The organism is Qipengyuania polymorpha (assembly GCF_019711435.1).
GTDB classification, from domain to species: Bacteria; Pseudomonadota; Alphaproteobacteria; order Sphingomonadales; family Sphingomonadaceae; genus Qipengyuania; species Qipengyuania polymorpha.
Genome location: NZ_JAIGNK010000002.1, coordinates 155,658 through 178,878 on the forward strand (window position 1 = coordinate 155,658; position 23,221 = coordinate 178,878).

Sequence of the window (23,221 nt, forward strand, 5' to 3'; positions counted from 1 at the left end):
ATCAGTTCCAGCCTTCCCAGCGCACGGACTCGTCCAGCGGGGCGCGTTTCACGTCGAAATTGTTCACCGGCGCCTCTGCATCGCGGTAGCCGATGGCCATGCCGCAGAAGAAGATGTGGTCATCGGGAATATCGACAACCTCGCGGATTTGCGGGGAATAGACCGCCCAGGCTTCCTGGAAACAACAGTCGAGCCCCTCCTCGCGCAGCAGCAGGGCGATGGTCTGGAGCCACATGCCGATATCGCTCCACTGCGGCGGTCCCATGTATTTGGGCGTGTGGACCAGCATCAGCACCGGCGCCCCGAAGGCGCGGAAATTCTCGGCGAACCACATGAGGCGCTTGCCCTTCTCCTCGCGGCTGATGCCGAGCGCGCCGTAAAGGTCCTCGCCCACGCCGAAGCGGCGATCCTCATAGGCTCCGTCGAGCTCGGGCGGGTAGATATGGTACTCGGGCTTGTGCGCCTCGCGCCCCTTGGGAAATTCCTGCGCAATCCGCGCGAACAGCGCCTGCATCGGCTCACCGGTAAGGATGATGCCATGCCACGGCTGCGTATTCCCGCCCGAAGGCGCCCGCTGCGCTTTTTCGAGCACGCGAGTGAGCATGTCGCGGTCGACGGGCTGGTCGGTGAATTTGCGGATCGAGCGGCGAGACCGGACGGCTTCTGTCGGGGTCACTTCGTTTCCTGCTTTTTCGGTTGGCTCGTCCAATAGGGCAGATCAAAATACTCGGCTTCCGCATCCTTAGGTGGTGGGCCAACCTCACTATAGAAGCCCTCTTCCCAACCGGCGGCTAAGCCAAATCGTATCTCATCGATTTCGAAACCCTCCGGATAATCCTTGAAACCAGGTTTCGACACCAGCTTGGAAACGACCTGCTCAGCTTCCTCGCGTGATTTATAGAATCCAATTACCAGCTCGGTATTATCACGATGCTCATATTCGCGCTCATAATAGACCTGAAAAATAGACTTCAAATCACTCACCCCTCCACCTCGAACAATCCCGCAAGTTGCTCGATAATCGTCCCGCCGAGCTGTTCCACGTCCATGATCGTCACCGAACGCTTGTAGTAGCGAGTCACGTCATGGCCGATGCCGATGGCGGCGAGCTGGACGGGGCTTTGCTTCTCGATCCACTCGATCACCTTGCGCAGGTGTCCTTCGAGATAGCCTGCCTGGTTCACCGATAGCGTGCTGTCGTCGACCGGTGCGCCATCCGAAATCACCAGCAGGATGCGGCGGTCTTCGGGGCGGGCGAGCAGGCGGGTGTGCGCCCAGAGCAGCGCTTCGCCGTCGATGTTTTCCTTCAGCAGCCCCTCGCGCATCATCAGGCCGAGATTCCGGCGCGCGCGGCGCCACGGCTCGTCGGCCTTCTTGTAGATGATGTGGCGCAAATCGTTGAGGCGGCCCGGGTCGGCAGGGCGACCGTCGGCGAGCCACGCCTCGCGGCTCTGCCCGCCCTTCCACGCGCGGGTTGTGAAGCCCAGGATTTCGGTCTTCACGCCGCAGCGTTCGAGCGTGCGCGCCATGATGTCGGCGCTGATTGCTGCAATGGAAATCGGCCGCCCGCGCATCGAGCCCGAATTGTCGATGAGGAGCGTAACCACCGTGTCCTTGAACTCGGTATCGCGCTCCATCTTGTAGGACAGCGCATGGCCGGGGCTGACGACGACACGGGTCAAGCGCGCGGCGTCGAGCAAGCCCTCTTCCTGGTCGAAATCCCAGCTGCGGTTCTGCTGCGCCATGAGGCGGCGCTGGAGGCGGTTGGCGAGCCGTGTGACGATACCCTGCAGGCCCGCCAACTGGCTGTCGAGATAGGCGCGGAGCCGGTCGAGTTCCTCATGGTCGCACAGCTCGGGCGCTTCGATGATCTCGTCGAACTTGTCGGTATAGGCGCGGTAGTCGAAATCTTCGGGAAGGTCGGTCCACGGGCGGTTCGGGCGGACGGGCTGCATGCCCTCGCCGTCTTCGTCCGACGGGTCGCCATCGGACATTTCCTGCTCGCCCTCGACATCCTGCTCGGCATCGCCATCGGCCTCGCCGTCGACGACCTCGCCGCGCGCATCGCTTTCCTGCGGCTTGGCCTCGCCCTCGTCTTCCTCGTCGGAATCCTGGTCCTCTTCGGGTGCCTCGCCGTCCTCGTCCTCGCCATCGTCGCGGCCCTCGTCCTTGGGCGTGTCGGGCAGCGTGAGTTCGAGATGCCGAAGCATATCGAGCGTGAGGTCTTGGAAAGCGCGCTGGTCGTCCAATGCGCCCGCGAGGTCTTCCATGTCGGTGCCGATGCGAGACTGGATTTCCTCGCGAACCATGTCGACACCGGGCTTGGCGCGATCAGGAATCGCCTCGCCCGTCAACGCCTCGCGCAGCATCAGCGAGAGCGCGGTCGGCAGCGGCACATCCTTCGCCGATTCCGCGCGCCCGATCGGGTCGCTCGCCGTGCGCAGTTCCACCGCGGCGCCCAGATTGCCTTTCATGCCCGAATAGTTGTTCGAGCCGAGTGCTTCATAGCGCGTGCGTTCGATGGCATCGTAACAAGCGCGCGCGATGGGTTCGGGCGGCGCGCCCTTGGCGTGCATCGCCTCGTTATGGTGACGCAGCTTCAAGGCAAAGCTGTCGGCGAATCCCCGCGCTTCCCGCGCCTGGTCGGGCGGCAAGTTGCGACCGGGCAGCGGAACGCGGAAATTCTTGCCCGACTGGGCCGGACTGTCCGCGCTCCACGCAACCTCCACCTCCGGCTCGCGCGCGATGGCGCGGGCCGTGCCGGTCAGGGCCTGCTTGAACAGGTCGAGGGGAGTCTGGTCTGCCACGCTTGCCTAGTTAGGAAGTCGGAATCGTCTGACCAGTCTTTTCCCAGTCGGCGACGAAACCCTCGATGCCCTTGTCGGTCAGGACGTGCTTGAACAGGCCCTTGATGACGGCGGGCGGCATGGTGGCGACATCGGCGCCGATGCGCGCGCTCTGCAGCACGTGGACCGGATTGCGGATGCTGGCGACGAGGATTTCCGTGCCGAAATCGTAATTGTCGTAGATACGGCGGATATCGGCGATAAGCTCCATGCCGTCGAAGCCGTTATCGTCATGACGGCCCACAAAGGGTGACACGAAAGTCGCGCCGGCCTTTGCAGCGAGCAGAGCTTGGTTGGCCGAGAAGCACAGCGTCACGTTCACCTGTGTGCCGTCTGCAGTCAGCTTCTTGCAGGTCTTGAGGCCGTCAATCGTCAGCGGGACCTTGATGCAGACATTGTCCGCGATCTTCCGCAGTGTCTCGGCTTCCTTCATCATCGTCTCATGATCGAGCGCGACGACTTCGGCGCTGACCGGGCCATCGACGAGATCGCAGATTTCCTTCGTCACTTCCATGAAGTCACGGCCCGACTTCGCGATCAGCGAGGGGTTGGTGGTGACGCCATCGAGCAGGCCGGTGTCGGCCATTTCCTTGATGTCGGCGATGTCTGCGGTGTCGACGAAGAATTTCATGTGGGTGCGCTCCGGCAGGGGATGGATGTTCGCTATCGCTGCAAGGGCATGGCGCGCAGCGAGTCAAGGCTGTTGGCGAGGCTCTCCCACACATCGGGCGCGTCGTCACGCTCGACGAGGTAGTGGCGAATGCCCTGTCGGCGCGCCTCGGCGAGGATGGCGGGGAAGGCCAGCGTGCCGCTCCCGACATCGGCCATGCTGCCGTCGGCGGCGTAGTCTTTCAGGTGCAGGTGGGTGATGCGCCCCTCGTTCTCGCGCAGGAATTCGAGCGGGTCCTGCCCGCCTTTCTGCGCCCAGTAGGTGTCGAGTTCGAATGCAATCAGCGGGTCGAACTCGGCCAGCATCAGGTCGATGGGGCGCACGCCGTCGACAGCGACAAACTCGAGATCGTGCGGGTGATAGGCGAAGGCGAGACCCTGCGCTTTTGCCTCGCGCGCGGCGATATTGAGATAGCCAATCCATTCGCTCCACTGGGCCAGCGTCTGCCGCTCTTCAGGCGGTATCCATGCGAGCATGATGGTGTCGGCGCAGGCGGCCTTTGCCGAGGCGACTGCGGCTGCAGGGTCGTCGCGCAGTTGCCGCCAATCGGCATGGACGGCTGCTACATCGAGGCCGAGACTTTGTGTCTCCTCGCAAAGACGCTCTTGCGGGACAGAATACGTCCCGACGTACTCGACGCTGTCGAAACCCGCCTGCTTTACCTGCCGGAGCGTGCCCAGCGGATCGGCGGCCATCTGTTCGCGCAGGTGGTAGAGCTGGACGCCATATTCTCGCTCGGCTGCCGGGGCGTCCGGCACGCTGGTGCAGGCTGCGAGGAGCATGGCGAGCGACGGGACAGCGAATCTCATCGCCCGACCATGCCAGTTTTCTTCAGAGACGCGAACCGGCTCCGAACACGCCGATGATGAGCGGGTCGCGGGTCGATTGCGGGTCGCGGCGGATGGCGGCCTCTTCCACGCCGATTTCGCGCCAGATGGTGTCGTCGAGATTGGTAGCGAAGCGGGTGGTGGCGTTGGTGAAGCTCACGCCGGTAAGCGCAGAGACCAGCTGTCCGACCAGCGGCTCGCTCGCCACGCGCATGGCATTGCCGAGCTCGGGGACCATAGCCTCTATTAGCGAAGTGCCCATCGAGCCGCGCAAGAAGGCCGTCGCCGCAGTCGGGCCGCCGTTGACGAGGTCGATGGCGTTGCGGATGCCGATGGTGCGCACGGCTTCGGTCACCAGCGGGGCGGCACGTTCGGCACCCTCGTAGGCCACATCGGCCATCGCATCCTGCAGCCGGTTCTTGAAGATGGCAGAGGTGAGGATGCTCGAAAGGATATCGCCGCGCGTGCCGAGCAGATTGTTGAGGCCAAGTGTCGCCACCTGCTGGTCCCAGAAGCCGCCAGCGTTGAGCATCCGCGAAAAGGCGCGGTCGCTGGAGAGGAACAGGATGCGCTGGACCGCATCGACCATGCTGAAGCCGGGGATGCCGGTGCAGCCCGACAGCGCAAGGCCTGCGCCGCCAAGGCCTAATCCGCCGAGGAAAGCCCTGCGTCCGGTGGGTTTCACGAGAATATCGGTCATTATTGCACTCCTCACAAAGTCCCACCCTTGTTTCGTCATGGGTAGCCGCTCCATATGAGCCGCCAGATGAACCGTGTCCGCTGCCTCGTCCTCAATGCCGCGCTCGGCCCGCTGGATTACAAAGTGCCGGACGGCATGGCGGTCGAGCTGGGCCAGGTGGTCGAATGCCCGCTTGGCCCGCGCACCGTCATCGGTATCGTCTGGGAGGCTGAACGGCTGCCCGGCACAGACGTTCCGGCAGAGAAACTGCGCGCGCTCAGGGGCTTGTACCCGATACCGGCCCTGCCCGCACCGCTGCGCCGCCTCATCGAATGGACCGCCGACTACTACGTCGCCTCGCTCGCCAGCGTCGCGCGGATGGCGCTGTCGTCTGGCGGCGCGCTCAAGGGACCGGCGAGCATCACCGAATATCGCCTCACCGGCGGCATGCCCGAGCGGATGACACCGCAGCGGCTGGCGGCGATGGAGGCGCTGGAAGGCGAGCAGGCGACCATACGCGAGCTGGCGGGCATTGCTGGCGTGTCGGAAGGCGTCCTGCGCGGGCTGGTGAACCAGGGTGTGCTCGAGCCGGTCGAGGTCGATTGCGACCGGCCCTATGACGAGGCGCGGCCCGACTATGCGCAAGTCGAACTGAGCGAACAGCAGCGCGAAGCTTCGGACATCTTCTCTACCGCCGTCCGGAACGCGAAATTCGCGCCCTTCCTGCTCGACGGGGTGACCGGCTCGGGCAAGACCGAGACCTATTTCGAGCCCGTCGCCGAGGCGCTCAGGATGGGGCGGCAGGTGCTGGTCCTGCTCCCCGAAATCGCGCTGACCGAAAACTTCCTCCACCGCTTCGAGGAGCGCTTCGGGACCAAGCCCGTGCTGTGGCACTCCTCGCTCAAATCGACCGAGCGTCGCCGTGCGTGGCGGGCGGTGGCTAGTGGCAGCGCGCAGGTGGTGGTGGGCGCACGCTCGGCGCTGTTCCTGCCCTTCGCCAAGCTTGGCCTCATCGTCGTCGACGAGGCGCATGAGACCAGTTTCAAGCAGGAGGACGGCGTGCGCTACAACGCGCGCGACGTCGCCGTGATGCGCGCGCATTTCGAGGGCTTTCCCATCATCCTCGCCAGCGCCACCCCCGCGCTCGAAAGCCTGCAAATGGCCGAGAGCGGGATTTACGAGAAGGTCGACCTACCCAGCCGCTTCGGCGGCGCGCAATTGCCTACCATCGACACTATTGACCTCACGCAAGAGAAGCCGCCGCACGGCATGTGGCTCGCGCAAAGGCTGGTCGACGGGATTGCCGAGCGATTGGAGCGCGGCGAGCAATCGCTGCTGTTTCTCAACCGCCGCGGCTATGCCCCGTTGACGCTCTGCCGGAACTGCGGCTTCCGCTACCAATGCCCCAACTGCAGCGCTTGGCTGGTCGAGCACCGCTTCACCCGCCGCCTCGCATGCCACCATTGCGGGCACGAGGCCCCCAGCCCCGCCCAGTGCAAGGAATGCGGCGAGCCAGATTGCCTCGTCGCCTGCGGTCCGGGCGTCGAGCGTATCGCTGACGAGGTGGCCGAGCGGCTCCCCGATGCTCGTGTCTTCGTGGCGACTTCCGACACGCTCAACTCGCCCGGCCGCGCGGCGGAGTTCATTGCAGCCGTCGATGCGGGCGAAATCGACGTCATCGTCGGGACGCAACTTGTCACCAAGGGTTTCCACTTTCCCGAACTGACGCTGGTCGGCGTGGTCGATGCCGACCTCGGTCTCGAAGGCGGCGACTTGCGCGCAGGCGAGCGCACCTACCAGCAAGTCGCACAGGTGGCGGGCCGTGCGGGACGCGGTGCGAAGCCGGGCGAGGTCCTCATCCAGACCCGCCACCCCGAAGCCAGCGTCATCGCCGCGCTCGCCGCCGGAGACCGCGACGCCTTTTACAGCGCCGAAACCGAAATGCGCCGCGACGCGGGCGCCCCGCCCTTCGGCCGCTGGGCCTCGATTATCGTCTCATCCGAGGACGAGGCCGAGGCCCGCGAAGCCGCCCGCCGCATCGGCGATACCCGCCCCGATGTCGCCGATTGCATGATACTCGGCCCCGCGCCCGCGCCCATGGCGCAGCTGCGCGGTCGCTACCGCTACCGCCTGCTGATGAACGCGCGCCGTAGCGTCCAATTGCAAGATGTCATCCGCCGCTGGCTCGGGAGGATCGACCATCCACCCGGCGTGCGCGTCGCAATCGACGTCGACCCCTACAGCTTTGTTTGATTCCACCGTCGGTTTTTGTATCGTCGGTTCATAGGGGATTCGGAATGTGGCCGCCAAGTGGCCACTTCGTGACAATTGGGGTCTGCACCATGTTCAAAATTTCAGGATTACTTGCCGCGGCTGCGGCGCTCGTCGCTTCGCCTGCAATGGCGGCCGACTGGTACGTTGCCGAAACCGAACACTTCGTCATCTATTCGGAAGACGGCCAGGAAGAGACCGAGGATTTCGCCCGCGACCTCGAACGTCTCGACGAAGTGCTGCGCATCGTCAGCGGTGTCGGCAATGACGACAAATACCTGCCCGATTCGGCCAAGGTCACCGTGTTCCGCTACGGCGAGACCAAGGACATGGCCACGCTCGCCGGTGAACCGGGAAGCGGCATCGGCGGCTTCTTCATTCCGCGCGCATCGGGCAGCTATGCCTTCGTGCCGCGCGAGGCCAACAAGCGCCGTGCGCGCAGCAACTTCCGCCGCCGCGAAGGACTGGGCCTCGAACCGAAGGCCGTGCTCTACCACGAATACGTACATTACTTCATGTTCCAGCACCGTAACGCGCCCTACCCGGCGTGGTATCGCGAAGGCTTCGCTGAAATCTTCTCGACCGTCGAAGCCGATGGTGACGAATTCGTCGTCGGCGACGTGCCGACCTGGCGCAGCATCGGCATCATGGCGCTCGATATCGATGTCGAAGCGATGATGGCCCCGACGCGCAGCAATGGCGGCTACAATGTCGCGCGGACCTATGGTCACGGCTGGCTGCTTTCGAGCTACCTTAACTTCACTCCCGAGCGTCGCCCGCAGATTACAGAATATGTCCGCCTGCTCGCCACCGGCACCGACCGCCTCGAAGCCGCCAAGCAGGCTTTCGGCGACCTCGACCAGCTCGAGAAGGAGCTGAACGAATACCGCCGCAGCGCAGCGCTCATCATGCGCGGCCGCTACATCAACACCGAACCGCCCAAGGTGGACATCCGCCGCCTCGGCGAGGACGAGGAAGCGGTGATCGACCTGATGATCGAATCCAAGGTCGGTGTCGACGAGAAGGAAGCTGCCCGCCAGCTTCCGAAAGCTCGCAAGCTTGTCGCGCAATATCCCGACAGCATCCCGGTACTGATGGCGGCTGCCGAAGTCGAATTCGACAACAAGAATTACGACGAGGCGGACGCGCTGGCGAAGAAGGTGCAGGCCCTCGACCCCAAGTCGAGCGATGCACTGATCCAGCAGGGCAACGTTGCTTTCATGCAGGCTTACGACAATCCGGAGAAAATGGTCGAAGCGCGCAAGCTGTTCGTCGCCGCGAACCAGCTCGAGCCCGATCATCCGATCCCGCTCTACCACTATTACCTGACCTTCCTGCTGGCCGGTGACGAGGTGGATTCGGGCGCGGAAGCAGCTCTTGAAAGCGCCTATGAATATGCCCCCTTCGACCCGGGTGTTCGCGTTGCGCTGGCGCATATGTTCCTGAAGCAGGACCGTGTCGACATCACCAGCGCGCTGCTCAGCCCGCTGATCCAGCAGGCAAGCGGTTCGAAGTTCGCCCGCTGCTTATCGTCCGAGCTGGAGCAGGCCGAGGAAGGCGAGAAGGCTCCGCTGCTCGAACGCCTCATGCCCGAACATCCCCGTGCCGACGAGGACAAGGACGAGGACGAGGATGAAGACGAGTTCGCCGGCTGCGGCGAGGAAGACGAGGACGAAGACTAAGCTCTTCGCTCACATCCAAGGCACATTTGGCGGGGCCGGGCATTGTCACAAGCAATGTCCGGCCCCACCGATTCTCCCGTCCTCGTACCCATCCTCGGCGACCAGCTGACCCGCAATCTCGCCAGCCTGCGCGGGCGGACCAAGGACGACACCGTCATCCTGATGATGGAGGTCTGGGACGAGGCGACTTACGTGAAACACCACAAGCAGAAGATCGTCCTCATCTTCTCGGCCATGCGGCATTTCGCCGAGGAACTGCGCGATGCGGGCTGGACAGTCGACTACGTCAGGCTTGATGACGAGGACAATGCGGGCAGTTTTACGGGCGAAGTCGCGCGGGCCATCGAGGAGCATTTACCGCGGCTGGTCAGCGTGGTCGAGGCGGGCGAATGGCGCGTGCGGCAGGACATGGACCAGTGGGCGGACAAGTTCGCCTGCGAGATCGAAATCCTGCGCGACGACCGTTTCATCTGCACCCAGGCCGAATTCGACGAGTGGGCCGAAGACCGCGACACGCTTCGCATGGAATATTTCTACCGCGAGATGCGCCGCAAGACCGATCTATTGATGGACGGCAACAAGCCCGAAGGCGGCGAGTGGAATTACGACAGCGAAAACCGCAAGCCGCCCAAGGATGGCCTTTCCGCCCCCGAGCGGCCCAAGTTCGAGCCGGATGACGTAACGCAGGAATGTATCGACTTGGTCGAGAGGCGTTTCGGCGACCATTTCGGGTCTCTCGAAACCTTCCGCTGGCCCGTTACCCGAGACGAAGCCGAGGAAGCAGCCGACGCCTTCTTCGCCGAGCGCATTGAGTGCTTCGGCCCCTATCAGGACGCCATGGTTGCAGGCGAGGACGACCTCTTCCACTCGATGCTCTCGACCAGCATCAACCTCGGCCTGCTCGACCCACTCGAACTCTGCCAGCGCGCGGAGAAGGCTTATAAGGACGGCAAGGCGCCCCTCAATTCGGTCGAAGGCTTCATCCGGCAAATCATCGGCTGGCGCGAATATGTGCGCGGGTTCTACTGGCACCAGATGCCGTACCTCCAGAAGGCCAATGCGCTCAATGCCCAGCGTGGCCTGCCCGAATTCTACTGGACCGGCGAGACCGACATGGCCTGCCTCGCCGACTGCATCCGCTCGACTCGCGACAACGCCCATGCCCACCACATCCAGCGGCTGATGGTGCTCGGCAATTTCGTGCTGCTGGCTGGCGTGAACCCGCGCGAGGTGCAGGACTGGTACCTCGTCGTCTACGCCGATGCCTATGAGTGGGTCGAACTGCCCAATGTGGCCGCAATGATCCTCTACGCCGACGGCGGCAAGCTAGCCTCGAAACCCTATGCGGCCAGCGGAAACTACATCAACAAGATGAGCGATTACTGCTCCGGCTGCAAATACTCGCCTTCCAAGAAAACCGGCGAAGGCGCCTGCCCGTTCAACCCGCTCTACTGGCACTTCATGCACCGCCACCGCGAGCGGCTGGAAAAGAACCACCGCATCGGGCGAATCTACTCGACCTGGGACCGGATGGGCGAGGAGAAGCAGGCGGAATATCTGGAGAGCGCCGAGGCGTTTTTGGATACGCTGGAGCCAGCCGCAAGCGGGTGGGCGCGAGCGCCCCGGGAATAGCATCCCGAGGCGCCGCTAATTGTCCTGCTTAAAGGTTGGCAATCCGGCGCTGGTGCCGTTCGATCGCGATCAGCAGAAAGAAGAACATCAACGCGAGAAATAGTCCGGCAAACCAGACTGCATTTCCTAGACCGGACCATCCTTCGGCATTAGCTGCCATTCGACGCTCGCGTTCGGCCATCGCGTCCGACGAGTTCTCTTGGCGCCGCGCGCTCAGTGTACCGAGGTAATTGTCCTGATACGCGGCGAAAAGCTGCTGGTAAGTCAGGACACCCTTGGGCGGCTCCATGCGTACAATCGTGTCTGTGTACGGGACAGAACGATAGTCATACGAATAGCACTCATCGAAGTAGCTGCTGTAATAGGAGCAGTACCGCTCCCGCCGGGTCTTTCGTACCTTTTCCTCCCTGCGAACCTTCGGCGAATCGCGATATTTCTCGAGCCGCTCAATGCTTGCCGGAAGGGTTGATACTTCGCGCATCATAGCAAGAAGCCCGTCGTAATCCGCTTCATCGAGAGAGGGTCCGAACCCAACCTCCATCTCGTCTTCCATTGAGCCGCTCATGCCCGCCAGGTAAAGTTCGACAAACTCGTCCTTAGACAGTTTATCGTCATCCTTGTGCGCGAACGCCTCGAACTTCTCTCGGAAGAGTTGATGATACTGCTCAGCGAAATTATCGAACGCAGTTACGTTGGGCTTGAGCGCATCACCTTCCACCACAGGCGCTTCGAGTTCACCAAGGTCGATGTCGACAACCTCAGCCGCTGTTATCTCTACCGGCTCGACTTCAACTGCCGACGCGTCTTGCGAAATCCTGTAGGCAGAAGAGACAAGCAGCCAGACTATCCAAGCCAGAATAACCGTTGCGACGATGAGCGCCGCGCCCCGCAGCACCTCGAGGTAAACCTTTTCCGTTCGACTCAACCAGTCGCGAAACCGATCCATCCGCGTCGGTTCTTCCGGCCAGTCGTCGATTTCGATTTCCACATTACTATTCATATAACCCCCTTGTTTTCCGCCCTGACTTTTCGAGACAGGTATTGGAAAGAGGAGTCAATCCGACGAGCGTTTCGTGATTGTGGATTTAAGAACATTATTCGGCGCGAAAGCAGATTTTATAGCCTTTGGAATTTTGAACAGAGTTTTGACCTAAGTCTTAGGCTCCTTCTCACACCTTCGATAGTTTCGCGGTCAGTCGTCCTGCTCGCGCCGGAGCAATTCTGCCTTGATCTCGGTCCCGTAGGCATAGCCGCCAAGCCCGCCGTCTGCGGCGATCACGCGGTGGCAGGGGATGAGGACCGCGATGTTGTTCGCGCCGTTCGCTCCGCCGACCGCGCGGCTGGCCGTGGGATTGCCGAGCATGGCGGCCTGTTCGCCATAGCTGCGCGTCTCGCCCGCCGGGATCTGGCGCAGGGCGTCCCAGCAACGTTGCTGGAAGGCCGTGCCCTTCACGTCGAGCGGGATGTCCGCGCTGGTGGCATTGGCGGGGTTCTCGACGGCAGCGGTGACCCGCGCGAACAACTCGCGGAAGTCCTCGCCAGCTTCGACCAGTTCGGCCTTGGGGAAACGGGCGCGCAATTCTTCCTCTCCCTCGTTGAAGGAGAGGCAGCACACGCCCTTGTCCGTCGCCGCGACCAGCATGTCGCCCAGCGTGGTCTCGACCACGGCCCAGTGCACCGTCCGGCCCTTTCCGCCATCCTTCCAGTCGCCCGCACTCATCCCGCTGCCTCTCCTGTCCTCGTAAAAGCGCGAGGGTGCGCCATAGCCTGCCTCGTAGATTGCATCGGTCACGCTGCCACCCTCGCCCAGCGCCTGCTCTGCCCGTTCGCGGCGCAAGGCGCGCTGGTAGGCGGCGGGAGAAAGGCCCACGGCGCGCGTGAAGATGCGCTGGAAATGTGTGGGCGAGTAATCGGTGAGCTGCCCGAGCCTTTCGAGCGAAACCGTCTCCTCCGCCTCGCGCAAGAGCTTGAGCGCCGCCATGACGGCACCTTCCTCGCGGCTCTGCTGGTCGGGCGCGCAGCGCTTGCAGGCGCGCAGGCCTGCTTCCTCGGCCGCCTCGCATGTCGCATAGAACTGCACATTTTCGCGCTTGGGCGCGCGCGCCGGGCACGAGGGGCGGCAATAAATACCGGTTGAATGCACACCCGTCACGAAGACCCCATCGAAGCGGCGGTCCTTCGCCAGCGCGATGCGCCAGCGGTCATCGTCGGTGAGTTGCGGCTTGGTAGTCATCGTCTTTCAACCTCTATCGCCTAGCAGCGTCATTGCAAAAGCCACATTTGCCCGCATCCCGAAGCTTGCGGTCAATGTCGGGCAGCCGCTAAGGGGGGCGCGGATGGGACGTATATTCTCGATTTTCGCAGCGCTCCTCGCGTTCCTGGCCCCTGCGGTTGCGCAGGCCGACCCTGCCGATATCGACGCAGCGGCGCGCGGCGTGGTGCGCGTGGTCATCATCGGCAATGACGACGACGAGATTTTTCCCGTCAGCCACGGCACCGGCTTCGCCGTCACGCAGGACCTCATCGTCACCAATGCCCATGTCGTACGCGACGCGATGGGCGACCCGGACTTGCGCATCGGCATCGTGCCCAGCGGCGGCGGCGATGCCGTCTATGGCCAGCTGGTGGCAGTCAATTCGCGCATCGACCTTGCGCTGGTCCGTCTCACCGGCAGCCTCCGCCTCCCGCCGCTCGCGCTTGCCGGACGGGCGATTGCCAAGGACGCGCGGGTGGTCAGCGTCGGCTATCCGATGAATGTCGACCGCGCTCAGGGCCTCGACCTGTCCGACATCTTCCAGTCGATGTCGCCCGTTACCAGCCCCGGCTTCGTTTCGGGCGAGCGTCCCAGCCGGAGCTTCGACACCGTGCTCCACACCGCGCCCATCGCGCGCGGCAATTCGGGCGGCCCGCTGGTCGACAGTTGCGGCCGCGTGGTCGGCGTGAACAGCTTTGGGGCGGACAATGAAGGCGGCGATGCGGAATTCTTCTTCGCCGTCTCGAACCGCGAACTGGTCCCTTTCCTGCGCGCCAATGATGTCGAGCCGAAAATCAACGGCAATGAGTGCCGCAGCCTCGCCGAGCTCGACGATGCAGAGCGCGAACGGCTAGAGCGCGAACAGATGGAGGCACTGCGCGACCTCGCCCAGCGTGCCGAGGAAACCCGCGCCAAGCGCGAACGGGCGCTGCTCGAGGCGCAGCTCGGCGTTTCGCAGGATCGCGAGGACCGGATGGCACTCGCCTTCGTGCTTTTGCTGGCCGCTTTCGCCATCGGTCTTTGGGCTTGGAGCCGTCATGAACGCTTCGATGCCGAGGCCGAGGATGCAGAATTGCGTCGCCGCAAAATCAACATCGCTTTCGGTTTTGCCGGCTTCCTAGTGGTGGTGGCGCTTCTCTCTTTCCTCACTCGCCCCGGCCTCGACGAAATCGACCGCCGAGTGGCAGGGGCGATGCAAGGCGATGGCGGCACAGAAACCGGGAACTCGCCGACGACAGGGACACAAGGCGATGCAAAGCTCACCTGCCGCCTCCTGCCCGAGCGCAGCCGCATCACCAGCGCCGAAGCGCCCGACATCGAATTCGAATGGACCGCCGAGGGCTGCGTCAACGAGCGCACACAATATGGCTATGCCTCGGGCATCTGGTCGCGCGTGTTCGTGCCGAACTCGGAAGACGCCGTTTCGGTCAACAGCTTCGACCCCGACCGCCGCATCTTCCGTTCCGAGCGCTACCTGCTTTCGCGCAGCGCGATGAACGAAGCCCGTTCGGCCCGCAGCGAATACTCTGCTCCCACCTGCGGTGCAGATGGTGCGGCCAGCAAGCTGGGCGATTTGCAGGGCGAAGTTTTGAGCCAGCTTCCGAAGGACCCGAACGAGCGGCTGGTCTACCAGTGCGAGCCTGCTACCTGACCTTGGGCTAGCTCACGCCGCCAGCGCCTCGCCCGTCAGCGTGATCCGGTGCATTTCGCGGGCGTAACCCTGATAGTCGTTCATCGCGTAGTGCCAGGTGGTGCGGTTGTCCCAGATGGCGACCGTACCGGGAGCCCACTCGACGCGGCACTGGAATTCCGGATTCATGGCGTGGGTGAAGAGTTCCATCAGCAAGGGCATGCTTTCCTGGCGCGTCATGCCGGCGAAGTGGATGGTGAAGCCCGGATTGACGTAGAGCAGTTTCTGCCCCGTCTGCGGATGGCGGATGACGACCGGGTGGGTTGCACCGGTCTTCAATTCCTGTCCGCGCAACGCTGAGCCCTGGTCGGTCTTCGCATAGGCGCCTTCGGGCGAATAGATATGGTCGGCGGTATGGAAGGCTTCCATCCCTTCGAGCCGCCGCTTCATTTCCTCGGGCAGGCTCTCATAGGCCGCGCCCATATGCGCCCACAGCGTGTCGCCGCCCGACGGCGGCAAGGTTCTCGCGACGAGGATGGAGCCCATCGCCGGTATCTGGTCATAGGAATGGTCGGTGTGCCACCCGCCGCCGATATTGGTGGTCTGGTCCTCGGTCTTGCGCACGACGGCAATCTCGGGATGCTCGTCGGTCAGCGGGAAATAATTGTTGATGTCGATCCCGCCCCAGCGCCGCGCGAAAGCAATGTGCTCTTCCGGGCTGAAAGTCTGGTCACGGAAGACCGCCACGCCGTGCCTATATATAAGGTCGCGAATGGCACCGAGTTCATCGCCCTGCGCTTCGGCCAGCGTGACACCCTTCACCTCGACCCCGCAATGCGGTGAAAGTGGTTCGGTCTGCATGGGCTCTCTCCTCCGGACGCAAGGTTACGCCTCAAAACCCAAGAGTCCAATGATTGTCTGACTGACTCGGGTTGCCTTGCCGCACCCCCTTTGCTAGGCGCGCGCCAACCTTGCCGGAGCGACTCATTTTCGCTCGCCAACGGCATGGCCGTATAGAACCCTTTTCCGACCCTAGAGGACGAGAGACGCGTGGAAATTTCCGCCGGTATCAAGGCTAGCCTTGCTGGACGTTACGCTTCGGCCCTGTTCGATCTTGCCAGCGAGGCAGGGACCGTGACCGCGGTCGAATCGGACATGGACAAGCTCGAAGCTGGTCTGGCCGAATCGCCCGAGCTCAAGATGCTCACCACCAACCCGCGCGTGACCCGCAGCCAGGCCGAAAAGGCCCTGTGGGGCGTTTCGGCCATCATGGGCCTGTCGGAACTGACGCAGAACTTCCTCGGCACGCTGGCGCAGAACCGCCGCCTCGGCCAGCTGTCCGGCATCATCCGCGCTTTCCGCGCGATTGCCGCTGCCCAGCGCGGTGAAGTTGCAGCCGAAGTCACCAGCGCCCACGCGCTGACCGACGCGCAGCTCGCCGACCTCAAGGCCAAGCTGACGGCCCGCGAAGGCCGCACTGTCAAACTTTCCACGAAGGTCGACCCCGATTTGCTCGGCGGCCTCGTCGTCACCATCGGATCGAAGCGCATTGATGGCTCGATCCGCACCCGTCTCAATTCGCTCTCCCAGGCCATGAAGGCTTAAAGGAAAACACTCATGGATATCCGCGCCGCAGAAATCTCCAAGGTCATCAAGGACCAGATCGCCAATTTCGGTAGCGAAGCCGAAGTCAGCGAAGTCGGTTCCGTTCTCTCGGTTGGTGACGGCATCGCCCGCATCCACGGTCTCGACAAGGTCCAGGCCGGCGAGATGATCGAATTCTCCAACGGCACGCAGGGCATGGCCCTCAACCTCGAAGCCGACAACGTGGGTGCCGTTATCTTCGGCTCCGACACCGACATCGCCGAAGGCGACACGGTCAAGCGTACCGGCACCATCGTGGACGTTCCCGTCGGCAAGGGCCTCCTCGGCCGCGTCGTCGACGCTCTCGGCAACCCGATCGACGGCAAGGGCCCGATCGAATCGACCGAGCGTCGCCGCGTCGAAGTGAAGGCGCCGGGCATCATCCCGCGTGAATCGGTTTCCGAACCCGTGCAGTCGGGCCTCAAGGCCATCGACGCTCTCGTTCCCGTCGGCCGCGGCCAGCGCGAACTGATCATCGGTGACCGCCAGACCGGTAAGTCGGCTGTCGCGATCGACACCTTCATCAACCAGAAGGAACTCAACGCAGGCGACGACGAGTTCAAGAAGCTCTACTGCGTCTACGTCGCTGTCGGCCAGAAGCGTTCGACCGTTGCGCAGATCGTGAAGCAGCTCGAAGAAAACGGCGCCATGGAATACTCCATCGTCGTCGCCGCAACCGCTTCGGAGCCCGCTCCGCTGCAGTATCTCGCACCCTACACCGGCTGCGCGATGGGCGAATTCTTCCGCGACAACGGCATGCACGCCGTAATCGTGTACGACGACCTTTCGAAGCAGGCCGTTGCCTATCGTCAGATGTCGCTGCTGCTCCGTCGTCCTCCGGGCCGCGAAGCGTACCCGGGTGACGTTTTCTATCTCCACAGCCGCCTCCTCGAGCGCGCTGCGAAGATGAACGGCGACAATGGCGGCGGTTCGCTGACCGCACTGCCGATCATCGAAACGCAGGCAGGCGACGTGTCGGCCTACATCCCGACCAACGTGATCTCGATCACCGACGGCCAGATCTTCCTCGAAACCGACCTGTTCTACCAGGGTATCCGTCCGGCTATTAACGTCGGTCTTTCGGTTAGCCGTGTGGGCGGTGCCGCCCAGACCAAGGCGATGAAGAAGGTCTCGGGCTCGATGAAGCTCGACCTCGCCCAGTACCGCGAAATGGCTGCCTTCGCGCAGTTCGGCTCGGACCTCGACGCCGCGACGCAGAAGCTGCTCAACCGCGGTGCACGCCTGACCGAGCTGCTCAAGCAGCCGCAGTTCTCGCCGATGCCGTTTGAAGAGCAGACCGTTTCGATCTTCGCCGGCACCAACGGTTACCTCGACGATATCGCCGTGGACCGTGTGAACGACTACGAAGAGCAGATGCTGAGCTACATGCGCTCGGAACATGCCGGCGTGCTCGAAGAGATCCGCACCAGCGGCAAGTTCGAAGACGACACCAAGAACAAGGTCGTCGACGCGCTGAAGACCTTCGCCAAGCAGTTCGCCTAAGTCCTACGAGCCTAACAGGGAGCCGTCATGGCCTCGCTTAAAGAACTCAAGGGCCGGATCAACTCGGTCAAGTCGACCCAGAAGATCACCAAGGCCAAGCAGATGGTCGCTGCGGCCAAGCTGCGCCGTGCGCAGGCTGCCGCCGAAGCCGCACGCCCCTATGCCGAACGGCTGTCGGGCGTGATGGCCAGCCTCGCCAGCAAGGTGAGCGGCGACAGCGCGCCGAAGCTGCTTGCGGGCACCGGATCGGACAAGCGCCACCTGCTGGTGGTCGTGAATACCGACAAGGGCCTGTGCGGCGGTCTCAACGCCAATATCGTCAAGGCTGCCAAGGCCAAGGCGAAGTCGCTTATCGCCGAGGGCAAGGACGTGTCCTTCTACCTCGTCGGCAAGAAGGGCCGTGCGCCCATCAAGCGCGACTATGCCGACCGCATCGAAAAGCACTTCGACACCTCGGAAGTCCGCAACCCGGGCTTCGAAGAGGCAGAGCAGATTGCCGACGACCTGATCGAGCGTTTCGAGAAGGGCGAGTTCGATGTCGCCCACCTCGTCTACCCCGTGTTCAAGTCGGCCCTCGCGCAGGACCCGACTGTCGACCAGCTCATCCCCGTGCCCGCCCCCGAAGGCGATGCAACCGGCGGTGACGCAGTCGTGGAATACGAGCCGGGCGAAGAGGAAATTCTCGAAGACCTGCTGCCGCGTTACGTGAAGACCCAGGTCTTCGGTTCGCTGCTGGAACGCGAGGCTTCCGAACAGGGCGCTTCGATGACCGCGATGGACAACGCCACGCGCAATGCGGGCGACCTCATCAACAAGCTGACGATCCAGTACAACCGCAGCCGCCAGGCCGCCATCACCACCGAGCTGATCGAAATCATCGCCGGTGCGGAAGCTCTCTAAAGGACGACCAAACGTGAAGAATTTCGCCCTCCTCCTCCCGGTTGCCCTCCTCGCCGCCTGCGGTGAAGAGCCCGCACCCGAGCCGGCCCCGACCGAGGTCGCGACGCCCGAGCCGGTGAGCACCCTACCCGCTCCCGACCAGGCACTGTTCAAGACGACCTTCGCCGAAACCTGCGAAGGCGCCGAACCGGTCAACAACGCCGTGTGCCGCCGTGCAATGGGCGCCAACAGCGTCACTTGCGAATTCGGCCTCGGCGAAGACGAATACCTGCGCCACAAAGCCAAGCTCGTCGCCAACGAAGCAAGCGACGGGTGGATGCTCGACAACGCAGACGCCCTTTGTGCCGAACACGGCGCCCACCACGTAGAATCCTGAGCCAGTAGGAACCCTCATCATGGCCACCGCACCCAAGCTTAACCAGAGCCCCAACGGCACCATCGCCCAGGTCATCGGCGCCGTCGTCGACGTTGCCTTCGAAGGCGAACTGCCCCCGATCCTCACCGCGCTCGAAACGAAGAACGGCGACACCACGCTGGTCCTCGAAGTCGCGCAGCACCTCGGTGAAAGCACCGTCCGCACCATCGCAATGGACGGCACCGACGGTCTCGTCCGCGGCCAGGAAGTCGTGAACACCGGCGCGCAGATCTCGGTCCCCGTGGGTCCGAAGACGCTTGGCCGCATCATGAACGTCGTCGGCGCGCCGATCGACGAACGCGGCCCCATCGGTGCCGAAAGCACCAGCCCGATTCACGCGGAAGCCCCGCTCTTCGTCGACCAGTCGACCGAAGCGGCCATCCTCGTCACCGGCATCAAGGTCATCGACCTCCTCGCGCCTTACGCAAAGGGCGGCAAGATCGGCCTGTTCGGCGGCGCCGGAGTGGGCAAGACCGTGCTCATCCAGGAACTCATCAACAACATCGCGAAGGGCCACGGCGGCGTGTCCGTCTTCGCCGGTGTGGGTGAGCGTACCCGTGAAGGTAACGACCTTTACCACGAATTCCTCGACGCAGGCGTTATCGCCAAGAACGAGAATGGCGAAGCCATCTCCGAAGGTTCGAAGGTTGCCCTCGTCTTCGGTCAGATGAACGAGCCTCCGGGCGCACGTGCACGCGTCGCTCTCTCGGGCCTGACCATGGCGGAATACTTCCGCGACGTCGAAGGCCAGGACGTTCTGTTCTTCGTCGACAACATCTTCCGCTTCACCCAGGCGGGTTCGGAAGTGTCGGCTCTGCTCGGCCGTATTCCTTCGGCCGTGGGCTACCAGCCGACCCTGTCGACCGACATGGGTAACCTGCAGGAACGCATCACCTCGACCACCAAGGGTTCGATTACCTCGGTCCAGGCCATTTACGTTCCCGCCGACGACCTTACCGACCCGGCTCCGGCAACCTCGTTCGCCCACTTGGACGCAACGACCACGCTGAACCGCGCGATTTCGGAACTGGGCATCTACCCGGCCGTCGACCCGCTCGACTCCACCAGCCGCGTTCTCGAACCGCGCGTTGTCGGTGAAGAGCACTACAACACCGCCCGCCGCGTCCAGGAAACCCTGCAGAAGTACAAGAGCCTGCAGGACATCATCGCCATTCTCGGCATGGACGAGCTTTCGGAAGAAGATAAGCTCACCGTGGCGCGCGCCCGCAAGATCCAGAAGTTCCTCAGCCAGCCGTTCCACGTGGCCGAGGTCTTCACCAACATCCCGGGCCAGTTCGTCCAGCTCGAAGACACCGTGAAGTCGTTCAAGGCTGTCGTCGACGGCGAATACGACCACCTGCCGGAAGCTGCCTTCTACATGGTTGGCGGCATCGACCAGGTCGTCGAAAAGGCCAAGAAGCTGGCCGAGGACGCCTAAGACAATGGCCCTCCACTTCGAACTCGTCACGCCGGCCAAGCTGGTCCGTTCCGAAGACGTCCACATGGTGGTCGTCCCCGGTGCGGAAGGCGAATTCGGCGTGCTGGAGGGCCATGCGCCCTTCATGTCGACCATCCGCGACGGCGAAGTCCAGGTCTACAAGACCGAAGGCGGCGCTCCGGAAACCATCGAAGTCCGCGGCGGCTTTGCCGAAGTCGGCGAGAATGGTTTGACGGTCCTTGCGGAACACGTCGAAGGCTGAACGCCTCGCACAACCGATTGAACAAGGGCGGCCCCAACGGGTCGCCCTTTTTCGTTCGACCAACTGCTTGATAAGATGGTCGAACGCCCTTGCCCTTCTCTTGCCCTCCCGCAACACTGCATCAGTTTTGGGAAGAGGGACGCTATCTCATGAAATTGGTATCGACTGCGGCGCTCGGCGCTGCTCTGGCATTGGGCATGACGACTATGGCAACTGCACAGGACGGCATTCCCGGCCCTGAGGAAGACCCCTACATCTGGCTGGAGGAAGCGCGCAGCGACGAAGCGCTCGACTGGGTGCGGGCTGAGAACAACCGCACCATGGCGCATATGGCGCAGGATCCGCGCTTCGACGAGCTGACCGCCGAGGCGCTCGCCATCCTCGATGCCGAGGACCGCGTGCCCTATGTCTCCATCCGCAAGGACGGTCTCTACAATTTCTGGCAGGACAAGCAGAACCCCAAGGGCATCCTGCGCCGTACCACGCTCGACAGCTACAAGACCGACAATCCGGTTTGGGAAACCATCCTCGACGTCGACGCGCTCGCCGCTGCGGAGGGCAAGGAATGGGTCTACAAGGGCAGTTCCTGCCTCCCGCCCGACCAGCGCCTGTGCATGATTGCGCTCTCGGACGGGGGCGAGGATGCCACCATCCTGCGCGAATTCGACATGACCACGAAGCAGTTCGTGGAAGGCGGCTTCGTCATCGAAGAAAAGAGCCAGGGCGGCGTCCAGTGGCTCGATGAAGACACGCTGCTGGTCAGCCGCGACTTCGGTGGCGGCACCATCACCGAAAGCGAATACCCCTTCACTACGCGCGTCTGGAAGCGCGGCACGCCGCTTTCCGAAGCGACCGAGCTGTTCCGTGGTCAGGCGAGCGATGTCTGGGCGGGCGCAGGCCTCATCCGCGACAACAAGGGCGTGGTCCATGGCCGCACAGCCTTCCGCGCCATCAGCTTCCACGAGAGCATCAACTACGTCTGGCACGATGGCGAGTGGCTCGAACTCGACATGCCGAAGAAGGCCAGCATCGGCGGCATCGTCGATGGCCACCTGACTTTCTCCACCGATGTCGACTGGGAAACGCAGGGACAGACCTTCCCCGCCGACTCGCTGATTGCGGTCGATCTCGAGGAGTTCAAGCGCGACCCCAATGGCGCGAAAAAGACCCTCGTCTGGGCTCCTGCCGAGCGCCAGACCAAGCGCGGCGGCGGTGCGACCGCGAACAGCGCCTATATGGCCATCCTCGACAATGTCGTTGGCAAGGTCGTGAAAATCGATTTCGAAGACGGCGCATGGGTCCAGCGTGAAGTCGCGCTGCCCGACAATGCGACGCTCAGCGTTCAGACCACCTCGTCCGAAACCGACGAAATCATGTTCACCTCGACCGATTTCCTCACGCCCAGCACGCTGTGGTATTCGGACGGGACCGGCGACCCTGAGGTCCTCAAGACCTCGCCCAGCTATTTCGACAGCACCGGCATGGAAGTCGAACAGTTCGAGGCGACCAGTCCCGACGGCGCGAAAATCCCCTACTTCCTCGTAAAGCCCAAGGGCATGGAGATGGACGGCACCACGCCGACCCTGCTCTATGGCTATGGCGGCTTCCAGGTCTCGCAGCTACCGAGCTACCGCTCGCTGACCGGCAAGATGTGGCTCGAGAAAGGCGGCGCCTTCATCCTCGCCAACCTGCGCGGCGGCGGCGAATTCGGCCCCGGCTGGCACCAGAGCGCCATTCGCGAGAACAAGCAGCGCACCTGGGACGACTTCATCGCAGTCGGCAAGGACGCGGTCGCTCGCGGCATAACCAATCCGGGACGGCTCGGCATCCAAGGCGGTTCGCAAGGCGGCCTTCTGGTCGGCACCGCCTTCACGCAGGCTCCCGAGGCCTTCGACGCGGCCATCGTCGCCATCCCGCTGTTCGACATGCTGCGCTATCACCTCATCGGCCGCGGTGCTTCGTGGATCGGCGAATATGGCGATCCGCGCATCCCCGAACAGCGCGCGTGGATCGAAGGCTATTCGCCCTACCAGAAGATTGTCGAGGGCGTGGACTACCCCGCCCCCTTCCTCTGGGCCTCGACCGCCGACGACCGCACGCACCCCGCGCACGCCCGGAAAGCTGCTGCCAAGCTCAAGGAACTCGGCCAGGATTACTGGTATTACGAGGACATGACCGGCGGCCACTCGGGCGGTGTCGACAACGAGCAGCGCGCCAAGCTGCAGGCCTTGCAGATGGTCTATTTGATGCAGCGCCTGATGGACGATAACGAGAGCGAATAAGCGCGTTCTCTTCGCAACACGAAAGGGCGGTCCGCGCGGGCCGCTCTTTTGCTATCGGCTGCGGCGAACCGGGGCGTTGAAGTCGGGCGGCTTGTCCGCAATCCAGCGAAGGAATCTCGCCAGTTCCTCGTTTTCGAGGAGCCGCGGCCGGTCATCCCCGAACCGCGAAAGTTCCGCATTGGTGAAGATCTTGTGCACGGTCTTGTGGCAGATGGGATGGACGGGGACCGTCTCGCGCCCCTTCTTGGATTTCGGCACCGGGTGATGCTGCTGCACGCGCCGACCC

General features: G+C 63.2%; 21 protein-coding genes. 11 read left to right on the forward strand and 10 right to left on the reverse strand.

What is annotated here, in order from left to right:
• Position 1: 1 nt before the first annotated feature.
• Genes K3152_RS06130 through K3152_RS06155 form a run of 6 tightly spaced genes read right to left on the reverse strand, consistent with a single transcriptional unit; the run spans position 2 to position 5,043 of the window.
• Positions 2 to 676 (reverse strand): nitroreductase, encoded by a 675-nt coding sequence (locus tag K3152_RS06130; protein WP_221573242.1) that lies wholly within the window; start codon positions 674 to 676, stop codon positions 2 to 4.
• Entirely contained in the window at positions 673 to 984 is a 312-nt protein-coding gene (locus K3152_RS06135; RefSeq protein ID WP_221573243.1) for a hypothetical protein, read from the reverse strand. The genes K3152_RS06130 and K3152_RS06135 overlap by 4 nt, the downstream gene beginning before the upstream one ends.
• Positions 981 to 2,807, reverse strand: a complete 1,827-nt coding sequence (gene cobT, locus K3152_RS06140; RefSeq protein ID WP_221573244.1) for a cobaltochelatase subunit CobT — start codon at positions 2,805 to 2,807, stop codon at positions 981 to 983. Before cobT ends, K3152_RS06135 begins: the two co-directional genes overlap by 4 nt.
• A 10-nt stretch (positions 2,808 to 2,817) precedes the next feature.
• Positions 2,818 to 3,477: a fructose-6-phosphate aldolase gene (gene fsa, locus K3152_RS06145; protein ID WP_221573245.1), complete on the reverse strand. Its 660-nt coding sequence runs from the start codon at positions 3,475 to 3,477 to the stop codon at positions 2,818 to 2,820.
• Positions 3,478 to 3,509: 32 nt separating this feature from the next.
• Complete coding sequence (locus K3152_RS06150) at positions 3,510 to 4,325, reverse strand: sugar phosphate isomerase/epimerase family protein (protein ID WP_221573246.1); 816 nt, start codon at positions 4,323 to 4,325, stop codon at positions 3,510 to 3,512.
• A 22-nt stretch (positions 4,326 to 4,347) separates the two neighbouring features.
• Entirely contained in the window at positions 4,348 to 5,043 is a 696-nt protein-coding gene (locus tag K3152_RS06155) for a DUF4197 domain-containing protein (protein ID WP_221573247.1), read from the reverse strand.
• A 66-nt stretch (positions 5,044 to 5,109) separates the two neighbouring features.
• On the opposite strand from K3152_RS06155, the gene K3152_RS06160 reads away from it, so the two are divergent.
• From K3152_RS06160 to K3152_RS06170, 3 genes are all read left to right on the forward strand, one after another.
• Entirely contained in the window at positions 5,110 to 7,275 is a 2,166-nt protein-coding gene (locus tag K3152_RS06160; RefSeq protein WP_221573701.1) for a primosomal protein N', read from the forward strand.
• Positions 7,276 to 7,364: 89 nt separating this feature from the next.
• Positions 7,365 to 8,975: a tetratricopeptide repeat protein gene (locus K3152_RS06165; protein WP_221573248.1), complete on the forward strand. Its 1,611-nt coding sequence runs from the start codon at positions 7,365 to 7,367 to the stop codon at positions 8,973 to 8,975.
• Between the two features lie 54 nt (positions 8,976 to 9,029).
• Positions 9,030 to 10,607 carry a cryptochrome/photolyase family protein gene (locus tag K3152_RS06170; protein WP_221573249.1) on the forward strand — a complete coding sequence of 526 codons (1,578 nt, stop codon included), beginning with the start codon at positions 9,030 to 9,032 and terminating at the stop codon, positions 10,605 to 10,607.
• 28 nt (positions 10,608 to 10,635) lie between these two features.
• Here the strand turns inward: K3152_RS06170 and K3152_RS06175 are convergent, their stop codons facing one another.
• Entirely contained in the window at positions 10,636 to 11,595 is a 960-nt protein-coding gene (locus K3152_RS06175) for a hypothetical protein (RefSeq protein WP_221573250.1), read from the reverse strand.
• Between the two features lie 204 nt (positions 11,596 to 11,799).
• A complete protein-coding gene (locus tag K3152_RS06180) occupies positions 11,800 to 12,840 on the reverse strand; it encodes a bifunctional transcriptional activator/DNA repair enzyme AdaA (protein ID WP_221573251.1) in 1,041 nt (346 codons plus the stop codon).
• A 103-nt stretch (positions 12,841 to 12,943) separates the two neighbouring features.
• On the opposite strand from K3152_RS06180, the gene K3152_RS06185 reads away from it, so the two are divergent.
• Positions 12,944 to 14,512, forward strand: a complete 1,569-nt coding sequence (locus K3152_RS06185) for a S1 family peptidase (protein WP_221573252.1) — start codon at positions 12,944 to 12,946, stop codon at positions 14,510 to 14,512.
• 12 nt (positions 14,513 to 14,524) lie between these two features.
• Here K3152_RS06185 and K3152_RS06190 read toward each other — a convergent pair whose 3' ends face one another.
• Entirely contained in the window at positions 14,525 to 15,352 is an 828-nt protein-coding gene (locus K3152_RS06190; RefSeq protein ID WP_221573253.1) for a TauD/TfdA dioxygenase family protein, read from the reverse strand.
• Positions 15,353 to 15,541: 189 nt separating this feature from the next.
• On the opposite strand from K3152_RS06190, the gene K3152_RS06195 reads away from it, so the two are divergent.
• From K3152_RS06195 to K3152_RS06225, 7 genes are all read left to right on the forward strand, one after another.
• A complete protein-coding gene (locus K3152_RS06195; protein ID WP_221573254.1) occupies positions 15,542 to 16,096 on the forward strand; it encodes a F0F1 ATP synthase subunit delta in 555 nt (184 codons plus the stop codon).
• 12 nt (positions 16,097 to 16,108) lie between these two features.
• A complete protein-coding gene (atpA, locus tag K3152_RS06200; RefSeq protein WP_221573255.1) occupies positions 16,109 to 17,638 on the forward strand; it encodes a F0F1 ATP synthase subunit alpha in 1,530 nt (509 codons plus the stop codon).
• A gap of 27 nt (positions 17,639 to 17,665) precedes the next feature.
• Positions 17,666 to 18,538 (forward strand): F0F1 ATP synthase subunit gamma, encoded by an 873-nt coding sequence (locus K3152_RS06205; RefSeq protein WP_221573256.1) that lies wholly within the window; start codon positions 17,666 to 17,668, stop codon positions 18,536 to 18,538.
• A 13-nt stretch (positions 18,539 to 18,551) separates the two neighbouring features.
• The gene (locus K3152_RS06210; RefSeq protein ID WP_247713250.1) at positions 18,552 to 18,914 is read left to right on the forward strand and encodes a hypothetical protein; all 363 of its coding nucleotides are present in this window, start codon (positions 18,552 to 18,554) and stop codon (positions 18,912 to 18,914) included.
• Between the two features lie 19 nt (positions 18,915 to 18,933).
• Positions 18,934 to 20,391: a F0F1 ATP synthase subunit beta gene (gene atpD, locus K3152_RS06215; RefSeq protein ID WP_221573258.1), complete on the forward strand. Its 1,458-nt coding sequence runs from the start codon at positions 18,934 to 18,936 to the stop codon at positions 20,389 to 20,391.
• Positions 20,392 to 20,395: 4 nt separating this feature from the next.
• Positions 20,396 to 20,653: an ATP synthase F1 subunit epsilon gene (locus K3152_RS06220; RefSeq protein ID WP_040965793.1), complete on the forward strand. Its 258-nt coding sequence runs from the start codon at positions 20,396 to 20,398 to the stop codon at positions 20,651 to 20,653.
• Between the two features lie 149 nt (positions 20,654 to 20,802).
• Positions 20,803 to 22,935 (forward strand): prolyl oligopeptidase family serine peptidase, encoded by a 2,133-nt coding sequence (locus K3152_RS06225; RefSeq protein ID WP_221573259.1) that lies wholly within the window; start codon positions 20,803 to 20,805, stop codon positions 22,933 to 22,935.
• Positions 22,936 to 22,986: 51 nt separating this feature from the next.
• Here K3152_RS06225 and K3152_RS06230 read toward each other — a convergent pair whose 3' ends face one another.
• Entirely contained in the window at positions 22,987 to 23,211 is a 225-nt protein-coding gene (locus tag K3152_RS06230) for a hypothetical protein (protein WP_345719770.1), read from the reverse strand.
• Positions 23,212 to 23,221 lie beyond the last annotated feature (10 nt).